Consider the following 12,127-nt stretch of genomic DNA (forward strand, 5'->3'; position numbering starts at 1 on the left):
ACAGGGTGGGGAAATTCACTGATCGAGACCGGGGAATCTCGACGATCGTCAACAATGGCTGCATCGAAGGCGGGGACGACTTGTTCCAACTGCCTCGTACGAGTTGGGCACGCGTGTCCTGCCGATGTGAGGCTCCGTTGACCGCCAATCTGCTGTCGATCGTGAACGGTCTGGTGTTCGACGGTGTCGGCCCCGAGCCGGTGGAGTACCCGATCCACACCGAGGGTGGGCGGATCGTGGGCTTGGAGGGTCCACCTCCGGAGGCGGCGCGGGTGATCGACGCCCGGGGTCGTGTCGTGACACCCGGCCTGATCGACGCCCATTTGCATGCCTACACGGTGAGCGTGGATCTCTTGGAGAACGAGGCCTTGCCGATGAGCTACGTGGCCGCCAAGGCGGCCCGCCGCCTGGAAGCCACCCTACGCCGCGGGTTCACCACCGTACGAGACGTGGCGGGCGGCGACATCGGCCTCCGGACCGCCATCGACGAGGGGATCATCGACGGTCCCCGCTACCTCTTCACCGGTCCGGGCCTCACCCAGACCGGAGGGCACGGCGATGCCCGTCCCGGTCACCTCGCCATCGAGGTCCTCGGCCACCATGCCGGGGAGATCGTCGACGGGGTCGACGATCTGCGACGGGCGGTGCGGGAGCGTTTCCGGACCGGTTCCCACGCCATCAAGATCTTCACTTCCGGGGGTGTGGCTTCGCCCACGGATCCGCTCCGTATCAGGCAGTACTCCGCTGAAGAGGTGAGGGCCGTCTGTGACGAGGCATCACGGCGGGACTCCTACGTAGCCGCCCACGCCTACTCCCCAGAGGCGATCGCCCACTCGGTGACGAACGGCGTGCGGACCATCGAACACGGAAACCTCATCAACGAGCAGGCAGCCGTGCTCATGGCGGAACACGGCGCCTATCTGGTCCCCACCCTGATCGCCTATGACGCCATGGGACGGCGCGGCCCCGGTCTCGGCCTTTCCCCGGTCTCCGAGCGCAAGAACCGCGAGGTACTGGAAGCGGGCCTGTCGTCGATCGGCATCGCCCGCCGGGCCGGAGTACGCATCGGTCTCGGAACCGACCTGGTCGGCGACCTGGAGGACGAACAGCTCCTCGAATTCAGGAACCGGTGCGAGGTGGATACGGTAGGCGACGTCCTCCGCTCCGCCACCTCGGTCAACGCATCCATCCTGCGGCGACCGGACCTGGGGGTGATCCGGGAGGGCGCCATCGCCGACCTGGTGGTGCTGGGAGGCAACCCCTTCGAGCGAACCGACGTGCTCTGGTCACCGGATCGGCTGGTCATCCGATCGGGAAAGGTGGTGGAACCATGATGCGCACCTTCATCGGCGAGGAAGGCCGATGAGCCCCAACCGCCTCGCCGTCGACGTGGGCGGCACGTTCACGGACGTGGTCCATCTCGACGGCAGCGGAGAGATCCGCTTCGAGAAGGTACCCACCACGCCGGACGACCCGAGCCTGGGGGTGATCGATTCCATCGCCCGGGTCGACGCGGCGCTTGACCGCACATCCCTGTTCACCCACGGCACCACCCTGGCCCTTAACGCGCTGCTGACCCGCTCCGGCTCCCGAACCGCCGTAGTGGCCACAGCGGGGTTTCGGGACGTTTACCTGCTGGGGCGGACCTCCCGGGACGGGAACTACGACATCCTGTACCGGACCCCTCCCCGCCTGGTGCAACGATGCGACACCTTCGAGGTGACGGAGCGCCTCATGTACGACGGCTCCGTCCGCACCGAATTCGATGAAGCCGACGCCCGCCGGATTGCCGCACTGATACGCGACGGAGGCTACGAGGCGGTGGCCGTTGCCTTCCTGCACTCCTATACCAACCCTGCCCATGAAGTGGCGATGCGGCAGGTTCTGGCAGAGGTCATCCCCGAAGTGGAGGTGTCGATCTCGTCGGATCTTTCCCGCGAGTACCGGGAGTACGAGCGGACCAGTACGGCGGTCCTTGACGCATACATCAAACCGATCGTGCGGACCTACCTGTACGACCTGGGCGCAGAGTTGGCGGCAGGAGGCTTCAAGGGTCGGTTCCTGATGATGCGGTCCGGCGGTGGCGCCATGACGGCGTCTTCCGCCCGTGAGAACCCCGTGAACCTGATCCTGTCAGGACCGGCGGGAGGCGTGATCGGAGCGGCGGGGTTCGCCCGGATGATCGGGGAGCCCAACCTCGTCACGGTCGACATGGGCGGTACCAGTCTGGACGCCTCGCTCGTCATCGAGGGGCAACCGGTCATGCACCAGGGCGCCGAGTTCGAGAGCCTGCCCATAAACATCTCGTCGCTTTACATCCACACGATCGGAGCCGGCGGTGGCTCGATCGCCTGGACTGACGAAGCGGGCGGACTCCAGGTCGGGCCGCACAGTGCCGGCGCGGATCCGGGGCCCGCCTCCTATGGATCCGGTGGAAGCGAGGCCACGTTCACCGACGCCGCCCTCGTAGTGGGTTATCTCGGCCAGGAGACCCCGCTGGGAGGGACCTTGACCCTCGACGCGGATCTAGCCCGCGGCGCACTGGAACCGCTCGCTGAGCGCATGGGCATAACAGTGGAGGAGCTCGCCCTCGGTGTGGTACGGATCTCGGCGGTCAAGGTCATGGGAGCGGTGCGCTCGATCACCGTCGAGTTGGGCCGCGACCCGAAGGACTTCGCGCTCCTGGCGTTCGGCGGCGCCGGCGGGATAGTGGCGGTCGACGTGGCCCGAGAGTTGGGTATGGGCACCGTCATCATCCCTCCGGGCCAGGGCGCCTTCTCCGCGCTGGGAATGCTGATGGCGCACGTACAGCACGACTTCGCGCAGACCGCCTTGATGCCGCTGGAGTCTCTCGAGGCCGGACGGCTCGAAAGCTCGTACGCCGAGATGTCGGCGCGAGCAGTAGATACGCTGCAGTCGGAGGGCTTTCCTGTCGAGAGGCAGGTGCTGGCGCGCTCGGTCGACGTCAGGTACTCCGGCCAGGAACATCCGGTGTCGATCACCCTCCCGGCCGGGACAGCGGACCCGATCGCATATCTGGGACAGCGGTTCGCCGAACTCCACCATCGCCAGTACGGCCATACGATGACCGATCCGGTCGAGGTCACGACGCTGCGTCTGAGCGCCACCGGGACGGTCGATCAACCCAGGTTGCCGACACTTCCCCGCCGGGAGGCCGGGCTGCCCGAGCCGTTCGCGACCCGGCCGGTCCTTGACGCCGGGGGCGCCTACCGGGCCCCTGCCGGGGTGTACAGGAGGGAGGACCTCTGCCGTGATGACGAGATCGCCGGACCGGCGGTGATAGTCGAGCACACCGCCACCACCGTCATCCATCCGGGCGACCATCTGGTGGTGGGGGAGCATGGCGAACTCGTGATAACACTGGGGGTTACCGATGGTTGACGCCATAACGACCGAGATCATCCGTCACGGGCTTCTCTCGGCCTGCGAGGAGATGGCCCGGAACCTGTGCCGTACGTCCTACAACACGGTCGTCTACGAAACCCACGACTACGGGGTGGGACTGCACGATGTGAACGGAGACATCGCTGCCGACGCTCCGGGCATCGCCGTGTTCACCCGCGGCAACGACTACGGCATCAAGCGATCGATCGAGTTCCTGGGAACGGATTCGATGAAGCCCGGGGACGTGTTCATAAACAACTATCCGTACTGGTCGTCGGCCCATACGCTCGACCCGCTCGTGTTCGCTCCGATCCATTTCGACGGGCGCCTGGTCGGGTTCGCGTCCTGCCGGTGCCATGTGCTCGACCTCAAGCAGAAGGACCCGGGATACGTACTCGACTCCACCGACATGTACCAGGAGGGGATCTTCTTCCCGGTCGTGAAGCTGTACCGGGAAGGCGAGATCAACGAGGACGTATTCAACATCGTGCGCTTCAACAGCCGGATGCCCAGCCACACGATCGGGGATTTGCAGGCCCAGGTGTCGGCTGTCGTCACCGGGGTCAGGCGAACCCGTGAAATCGCCGACAAGTTCGGGGTCGAGACCCTCACCGCCGCCATGGACGCCATCAACGTCCACGGCGAACGGCTGGCGCTGGCGGCCCTGCGGCGAATGCCCAAAGGCACGTGGAGCGCCGAGGACTACATGGACAACGACGGGGTGGATCTCGACAGACCGATAAAGATGGCCGTGACTATCACTATCACCGACGACGAGATGATCGTCGACTGGACGGGGAGCGACGAAGGGGTTCGCGGTCCGATCAACCTACCGCGGGGCTTGACCGAGGCGTTCAACTGCCTGATCTTCAAGGCTCTCACCACTCCCGAATGGCCGGTGACGGCCGGCAACTTCCGCCCGTTGCGGGTGATCACCAAGGAGGGATCGGTGATGCACGCCGTTCCACCCATGCCCACCTTCACCCTGTGGGGTGGATTGCTGGGCGGCGAGGTGATGCTGAAGGCCCTGGCACAGGGGATGCCGGACCGCGTACCCGCCTGTTCCGGGGGCGACGTGTGTTCCGTCATGGCTCTCGGAGACGATCCCCGGACCGGAGGACCGTGGCTGGAGGGCATGAACGACGCGGTCGGCTTCGGCGCCCACGCCGGCGGAGATGGTGAAGACGGCATCATGCATCTGAGCGAGCCCGGCTGCCGCAACAATCCCGTGGAGGTGCTGGAAATCAAGGGTCCGCTGCTGATCGACCACTACGGCTACCGGCCCGACACCGGAGGCCCCGGTAAGCACCGCGGCGGCGTGGGTATCAGCAGGGTCTACCGGTTCCTCGCCCCTGCCACCGCCATAGCGATCCTGTACAAGACCGTGAGCCCTCCATGGGGCATCAACGGCGGGAAGGAAGCCGACCCCAACCACGTCGTGATCGACCCGGGAACGGAAAACGAGGAGCGGAAGGCAGGCAGCTACAACTTCCTCGAAGCCGGACAGGTTCTCGCCAACAACACCGGAGGCGGCGGCGGCTGGGGCAACCCCTTCGAGCGCGACCCGGCACTGGTGGCGAAAGACGTCCGCAACGGCTTCGTATCCGTCGAGGCAGCCGAACGCGACTACGGCGTCGCAGTGGACCCCGCCACCTTCAACGTGGACACCAAACGAACGGCAACCCTCCGCGCATGATGGAAACTCGTCTCCCGGCCACCCTTCATCTTCGTCCGGATTGACACTCCGATTGAAGGAGCGAAACGTCTGGCAACCCCTCCCGGTCAGGGCGCGGCAGCATGTCGACCAGGAAGCGGATCAGGTTCTCGGGACCCGTTGCCGTACCTCGTGGCCTTTGTGATGGCCGAATGAGCCGAGCACGCAACGGGGCGGACGTCAGCGTCTACGGCGCCCTCTTCCACCACCCGGTACCCGACATCCGGAGTCGGTGGCACGGTACTCTGGCCGCTCTAGGTGGTGGTCGTCGTCTCTCCCTCCGTGGTATCGGTCGTTTCCCCCTCGGTGGTGGTCGTCGTCTCTCCCTCCGTGGTATCGGTCGTTTCCCCCTCGGTGGTGGTCGTCGTCTCTCCCTCCGTGGTAGTGGTCGTCTCTGCCTCGGTCGTGGTGGTGGCCTGAGCCGCGGTCGTGCCCGTCGTGGGCAGAGACACCCCCGCCCCCACCCCGATGATCTGAACTATCCGGTCGAAGGCACCGGCGAACCGTTCGTACGCCATCAGGAACTCCGTCAGCGCGGGGCGCCGATGGTGTACGGTGTCGGGCGAACGAAACCCGGCCAGGGCGTCGACCGCCGCATCGGCCATCTGGCCCAGCGCCAGCCAAGCCGTCTGGTGTTCCACCGGCAGACCCCGATCCGGTGGTGGTTCGATCAACCCGATGTCGTCGCGGAGGGCGAGAGCCCGACGTTCGATGTCCTCCAATCGCGTTTCCGTATCTCCGTACATCGCTCCGGTCTCGAAGCGGTTGTCCCAATCGTTGTTGGCCGCCCTCATGTCGACCACCAGTTCGCCGACCCGGACCGCTATCCCTTGCATGTCCTCCAGATAGTTGAGAACGTCTCGGCTCGGGAAGAGCTCCGCGGTCGGAGTGGTGGGCGGCTCCGGTTCGGGTTCTGGCAGTGGAGTACCCACCACCGGGGCGGCGGTAGTGGCCGGAGCGGCGGCGGCGACCTTCGCAGCGGATGCGTCAGTCTCCGGCTCGGGGTCATCCCCGCATGACGTGATGGCAGCGACCAGGGAAAGGAGAGCGACCAGGGCCACGATCCTTCGGACAGTGGGAGCGCAAGACCGTCGGTCCGGCACGCCCTTAGCTTCGGATGCTCTTGTCAGCCAACGATGATTTCCCTTCTCTAGGCCTGTCCCAGTTGCAGCACACCGCTGTCTCATCGAACGATTGTCACGTTGACAACCTGGTTGGCCGTCCGGGACAAGTCGACGTTTCTGAAGGCGAAGTTCGAGTCTCCGCCCGGAAAGTCAAGCGCCAGTCCGTCTATATGCAGTGTCCAGTCGCCTGTGCCGGCAACCGGTGCCTTGAATGCCAGATAGAGCTTCCGCTGCGGCGCAAAGTACCAAAGCGACTTTATTTCAAGTTGGATGGTGCTCGTTACGTTCGAGAACAGGGTGTCGTCGAGGTAGGCGCCGAGGCTGGCGTTGCCGTAGTCCGCCACCGTCATCTGCCCCGACCACAACGTCTCGACCGGGTTTTCGCCCACCGCAGCCGTGGCGGCGCTGGTCAATGTCTCCGAGTACCCGTGGTCATCCGTGAAACTGACCTGCACTTTGATCGTCTTGCCCTGGTCGTCTGGTGCCAGGGTGTGGGTCTGGCCGGTAGCGCCGGGAATGTTCGTGTCCGAGTTACCGTCATTGCGGATCCACTGGTCGGCGAACTGCACGCCTGTGAGCCCATTGGCGTCACCGATCCCCGACGTATCCGCGCTGAGCGTCTCACCCACCTGCGGGGTCCCCGAAATCGTGGGCAGGCCGGTGGCCGCCTGGTTCGGCGGCTGTGAAACCTGGGTCGTGGCGGCGCTGGTCAATGTCTCGGAGTAACCGTCGTCGTCGGTGAACGAGACGCTCACCTTGATGGTCTTGCCCTGGTCGTCTCCTGTCAGGGTGTGCGTCTGACCGGTAGCGCCGGGAATGCTCTCGTCCGAGTTACCGTCATTGCGGATCCACTGATACGCGTACTCCACGCCTGTGAGCCCATTCGCGTCACCGATCCCCGACGTATCCGCGCTGAGCGTCTCACCCACCTGCAGGGTCCCCGAAATCGTGGGCAGGCCGGTGGCGGCTTGGTTCGGCGGCTGTGAAACCTGGGTCGTGGCGGGGCTGGTGAGGCTCTCCGAGTACCCGTCGTCGTCGGTGAACGAGACGCTCACCTTGATCGTCTGAGGTCCAGTACGTCCATGTCGGGTGCGTTCACACCGTGCCCCTATTGGAATCTGGGGAGAGCGTACCGCCGGTGGCGCCGCCGTGTCCGGTCTCGGCGGGGCCCGGGTCGTGGCGCTCGGTCGCGCATTGTTAGCCCGCGGGAATCGGGTGGTGCAGGCGGGCGTTCAGGCACGGTGTTAGCCTGCGGCTTATGACCGGCTGGCTCGAAGAAAGACCCGCCGCGGCCCGAACCCGGCCCAATGTCCGTATCCCGATGCGCGACGGTGTCGAGTTGTCGGCCGACCTGTTCTACCCGGAGTCGGACGAGCCCGCTCCGGTGATCCTCAAGTACTACCCATACCGCAAGGACGACCTGCTGCGCGGCGCCACGGTGGATAACGTGGCCTATTACGGCGCCCACGGGTACATAACCGCCCTGCTCGACATCCGCGGGACCGGTGCCTCGGCAGGTGTGTCCGACCGGATGTTACGCCTCCAGGAGTGGGAGGACGGTTACGACGCGGTGGAGTGGGTGGCCGCGCAGCCATGGTGCGACGGCTCGGTGGGCATGACCGGGGTTTCCTACGGTGGTTACTCGACCCTGCTCACCGCTGCCCAGGCGCCTCCCCACCTCAAGGCCATCGCGCCGGTCTACGCCGGATGGGACCTCTACGAGAACAGCCATCCGGGAGGGATGTGGCAGACGTTCATCTGGTCGGGCGCCTACAACGCCATGATGAGCGCGTTTTCCGCGGCGCCTCCGGCGGCCGATCCAGAAGGCGCCTGGTTGGAGATCTGGGAGGAACACCTCACCAACAACAAGCCGTGGCTCAACTCCTGGTTGCGGGACCAGGTCGATGGCCCCGCGTGGCATGAGGGCTCGATCCGGTACGGGCTCGAGAACATACAGTGCGCCACCTTCATCATCGGCGGCTGGCACGACATCTTCGTGTCGGACCCGTTCTACATGTATATGGGCCTGAATCCGGACGTTCCCAAGAAGCTAATGGTGGGCCCATACCTGCACACTCCGCCCAATATCGGGTTCCCGGGGCCGCGCGTCGATCATCTCCACGAGATCGTGCGGTGGTTCGACCAGCACCTGAAGGGAGAGGACACCGGGATCGTCGACGAACCTCCCATCGCCATATGGGTGCGGGGTTACGACCAGCCCCAAGCTCGCCGGGAGACGGCGGCCGGTTACTGGCGGAGCGAATCCGACTGGCCCCTGGCCCGGGCCGAGAGCGAGACCCTCTATCTCCAGCCGGGAGGGCGCCTGACGGATGAGGCGCCCGAAGATGGAGGGGGCGGCAGCGTCTCCTACGCGTGCGACCCCGCGGTGGGTGTGTCGACGATGGGGTTGATGACCGGGCTCGCCGGGGATACGGGCCTGCCCCTGGACCAGCGCCGGGAAGCGCCCGGGTCGGTGGTGTTCATCGGAGAGCGGCTTGAGGCCGATCTCGAATTGACCGGTTTCCCCCACGCCACGCTGTACGTGTCCTCGACCGCCGAGGTCACCGCCTTCTCGGTCAAGCTGGTAGACGTCCATCCCGATGGGCCGTGGGCGCTGGTATCCAGGGTGATCAAGAACGCCACCCAGCGGAACTCCCGGACCGATCCGGCACCCCTCGTGCCGGGGGAAGTTATCGAGCTGAACATCGAGCTGGAACCCGTTTCCTACGTGTTCGGCGCGGGCCACCGATTGGGGATAATGGTCGCCAGCTCCGATTTCCCACTGGTGTGGCCGCTGCCCGAACATGCGACCAACACCGTCCATATGGACCGCGATCACCCCTCGCGGGTCACCCTGCCGGTGGTGAGCCGGCACGACTCCGGCCTGCCCGCGCCGGACTACCGGCCCGCGCCGCCCCTTCCCGAGGCATCGGGGACCACCGAGCCCTTGCGCTGGGAGCTGGTGGAGAGCCTCTCCGGCACGGGGGTGAGCGTGGTTGTCTCATGGGGCAGCGACGCCATCCAAGACAACGGTGCCCGGATCTGCTGGCACGTGGACTTCAGGGCTACCACCGACCGGGCCAAGCCGGCGGAATCGAGCATCGAAGCCGCCTTCCGCTTCGACGTGGACCACGGGGCTTCCACCACCGAGGTCCGGACGACCAGCCGCGTTGCCGGAAACAGTGACGCGTTCCACGGCGTTACGGCGGTCGAGGTTAGAACTGATGGAATGCCCTGTTTCTCGCGCACCTGGCACTGCTCGGTCCCACGGGGATTCCTGTGACCATCGACGTCGCCCACCGCTCGGCGATCGGACGAGACCGCTCGCACGTCCTCCACCCGTAGCCAACTGGCCACCACCGAGGTCACGCCGGACGACATGTATGTGGGCGCGGCCGGGTGCTACCTGGAGGACACCCACGGCAACCGGCTCTTCGACGCCAACGCCGGCCTGTGGTGTGTCAACATCGGCTACGGGCGCGAGGAGATGGTGGAAGCCATCCGGGAACAGGCCGGACGGATGAGCTACGGACAGATCTTTGGCCGGGATCGCAGATCTGGCCCCACCGGGTCTCAACAGAGTCTTCTTCAGCACGGGGGGCTCGATCGCCAACGAGACGGCGGTGCGGACCGCCCACCGGCTAGGGACTAGAAGAAACGGTGTGGGCCCGGCAGGACTCGAACCTGCAACCAACGGATTATGAGTCCGCTGCTCTGACCGCTTGAGCTACGGGCCCTGTGGGGGAAGGATAATCCCGGCGAGTGACCGACCTGGCGGGGGTTAGGGGCGGTAGAAGCGACCCGGCACGCGGGCTATGGCCACATCGCAGGGGACGGTGCGCATGAGGGCTTCGGCGTTGCTGCCCAGGAGGACCATGTTGGCGTTGCCGGCGCCGCGGCTGGCGGCCACCACCAGGTCGGCGTTGCTGATCCGGGCGAACTCGGCCACGGTTTGGGGCGGGGGCCCGTCCAGGACCACCGGGGTGACCAGGCCGCCCCAGCCGGCTACGAACTTCTGCATGCGCTCCTCCAGCAGGGAGAGGCGCTCGCGGCGCAGCACGTCGAGCCGTTCGGGCATGACCCCCGCATCGGAGAGCATGGTCTCGTCGTCGGTGGGTAACGACGCTACGGCCGTCACCGTGTCGGCGCCCGTCGCCAGGAGGAGGGCCAGATCGACGGCTGAAGTGCTGGCCTCGGAAAGGTCTACGGCCGCTATCGCCCGGCGATACGGGGAACGCAGCAGCCTCCGCACGCTGAGCACCGAGGCATGCAGCTTGCGGGCCAGCCTGGTGGTGCGGGGGCCGATCCTCGTTTGATCGACTGAGGACGTGCCGGTGATCACCAACCCGGCTTTGCGGGACAGCTTGGCCAGTTCGATGGCCATGTTCCCCGACCGGACCTCCAGATCCGCCTGGCATCGGGCGCGGGCATTGATCCAGGTCAGCAGGTCCTCCGCCTGGCTCTGGCGGTACAGGTGTATCCGCTCCAGCATCTCGTCGGGGAGCGGGACGTCGGGCGGTTCGGCGACATGGACCAGCCTGAGTTCGGCCTGGTGTGCCTCTGCGAGTATCCGGCCTCGATCGGCCACGCGGCGGGACATCGGGGACAGATCGACCGCAGCGAGCACTTGCTGCATGTCAGCCAAACCGAGCCCGGGGAACCAGCACGGACAGGTACCTTAGCCAACCCCACGGGCGCACGTTCCCGCAACGGGTCATGCTCGAACGAGAGTGAGAAAAAAGGGCAACCGCCCCGCCGTCAGACCCCTAACCGGAGCTACCCGCACCGCCTTCACCCGGCAGGGCGACCCCGCCCGGCTGCGAACGCACCCAGATGGTGCGCTGCGGGAACGGGATCTCGATCCCCGCGTCGTCAAGAGCGAACTTGAGACGCTTTCGCAGTTCCCGCGCCGTGCCGAACTGCTCTCCGGGCTCGGTCCTGACCATCAGGCGCAGGGCGATGGAGTTGTCCCCGAACGCCTGAACACCCGCCATGGTCGGCTCCTGGATGATCGTGAACGACTCGAGTTGCTCACGCCACAACCCGTCCGCCACTTCCTTGATGAGGGCCATCGCCGCCGCGATATCGGTGTCGTAGGCGACCTCGATGTCGACCACGGCCTGGCCCCAGTCCTGGGTGAGGTTGGCTACCCGGGCGATCTCTCCGTTGGGGATGTACCAGAGCGTCCCGTTGATGTCGCGCACCTGGGTGGTACGGAGCTTGACCTCCTCCACGACGCCGACCGTGTCCCCCACATCGACCACGTCGCCCACCCCGTACTGGTCCTCGAGCAGCATGAACACACCGGAGAGGAAATCCTTGACCAGGCTCTGGGCGCCGAAACCGATCGCCACACCGGCTATGCCGGCGCCGGCGATCAGGGGGCCCAGGTTCACGTCGAACTCCGCCAGGGCCATCATCAGGGCCATGCCGTAGATGATCGCCGAGGAGACCGACCGCAGCACCGAACCGAGCGTTCTCGTCCTCTGGCCGCTCCGCTCCTGCTGGTCCACCATGCGGCGGGCCCTCTCGAGCGCGGCCTCGCCCAGTCCGGGCCCGTCGTCATCCGGCTCGAGGGTTCCGGAGATGGCCGCCGCCACCTCAGAGCGCTTGGACAGCCAGCCCTCCACCAGCCTGTCCAGCCATCGGCGCACGATCCGGCTGACGATCCAGGCCAGCAACAGGATGAGTACCACCTTGATCGGACGGGCCGCCAGTTCCGCAAGGCGAGCGGTCCCGCTGCTACCGGTCAGGTCATAGACGAGGCCGCACACGGACCCCGGATCGACACCGCATGCGTCCGCAACGGACTGGGCGATCAGGTAGGAAGACATATGGCGCCACCATTCGATTGAAAGACTCTCTTGGAGGCCGGATGGATGGG

Annotated in this window: 9 protein-coding genes and 1 tRNA gene; 5 read left to right on the forward strand and 5 right to left on the reverse strand. The window is 66.0% G+C overall.

Going from position 1 to position 12,127, the window contains the following annotated elements:
* Positions 1–137: 137 nt before the first annotated feature.
* The 3 genes from OXM57_14655 to OXM57_14665 are packed head-to-tail and all read left to right on the forward strand — an operon-like array spanning position 138 to position 5,101.
* Positions 138–1,334 (forward strand): amidohydrolase family protein, encoded by a 1,197-nt coding sequence (locus OXM57_14655; GenBank protein MDE0353919.1) that lies wholly within the window; start codon positions 138–140, stop codon positions 1,332–1,334.
* Between the two features lie 28 nt (positions 1,335–1,362).
* Positions 1,363–3,402 carry a hydantoinase/oxoprolinase family protein gene (locus OXM57_14660; GenBank protein MDE0353920.1) on the forward strand — a complete coding sequence of 680 codons (2,040 nt, stop codon included), beginning with the start codon at positions 1,363–1,365 and terminating at the stop codon, positions 3,400–3,402.
* Positions 3,395–5,101, forward strand: a complete 1,707-nt coding sequence (locus OXM57_14665) for a hydantoinase B/oxoprolinase family protein (protein ID MDE0353921.1) — start codon at positions 3,395–3,397, stop codon at positions 5,099–5,101. Before OXM57_14660 ends, OXM57_14665 begins: the two co-directional genes overlap by 8 nt.
* Before the next feature lie 272 nt (positions 5,102–5,373).
* Here the strand turns inward: OXM57_14665 and OXM57_14670 are convergent, their stop codons facing one another.
* Both OXM57_14670 and OXM57_14675 read right to left on the reverse strand, forming a co-directional pair.
* Positions 5,374–6,180 (reverse strand): hypothetical protein, encoded by an 807-nt coding sequence (locus OXM57_14670; GenBank protein MDE0353922.1) that lies wholly within the window; start codon positions 6,178–6,180, stop codon positions 5,374–5,376.
* A gap of 122 nt (positions 6,181–6,302) precedes the next feature.
* The gene (locus OXM57_14675; GenBank protein MDE0353923.1) at positions 6,303–7,298 is read right to left on the reverse strand and encodes a hypothetical protein; all 996 of its coding nucleotides are present in this window, start codon (positions 7,296–7,298) and stop codon (positions 6,303–6,305) included.
* 203 nt (positions 7,299–7,501) lie between these two features.
* Between OXM57_14675 and OXM57_14680 the strand changes: the two genes are divergently transcribed.
* Positions 7,502–9,526, forward strand: coding sequence for a CocE/NonD family hydrolase (locus tag OXM57_14680; GenBank protein MDE0353924.1), 2,025 nt, complete (start codon positions 7,502–7,504; stop codon positions 9,524–9,526).
* A 96-nt stretch (positions 9,527–9,622) separates the two neighbouring features.
* Positions 9,623–9,895 (forward strand): aminotransferase class III-fold pyridoxal phosphate-dependent enzyme, encoded by a 273-nt coding sequence (locus OXM57_14685; GenBank protein ID MDE0353925.1) that lies wholly within the window; start codon positions 9,623–9,625, stop codon positions 9,893–9,895.
* An 11-nt stretch (positions 9,896–9,906) separates the two neighbouring features.
* Here the strand turns inward: OXM57_14685 and OXM57_14690 are convergent.
* The 3 genes from OXM57_14690 to OXM57_14700 form a co-directional block, all read right to left on the reverse strand.
* Positions 9,907–9,980, reverse strand: a tRNA-Ile gene (locus OXM57_14690).
* Between the two features lie 44 nt (positions 9,981–10,024).
* A complete protein-coding gene (locus OXM57_14695; GenBank protein ID MDE0353926.1) occupies positions 10,025–10,879 on the reverse strand; it encodes a universal stress protein in 855 nt (284 codons plus the stop codon).
* A 130-nt stretch (positions 10,880–11,009) separates the two neighbouring features.
* Entirely contained in the window at positions 11,010–12,077 is a 1,068-nt protein-coding gene (locus OXM57_14700; GenBank protein ID MDE0353927.1) for a mechanosensitive ion channel family protein, read from the reverse strand.
* Positions 12,078–12,127: the final 50 nt, after the last annotated feature.

Source organism: bacterium (assembly GCA_028820935.1).
Lineage (GTDB): Bacteria > Actinomycetota > Acidimicrobiia > Spongiisociales > Spongiisociaceae > Spongiisocius.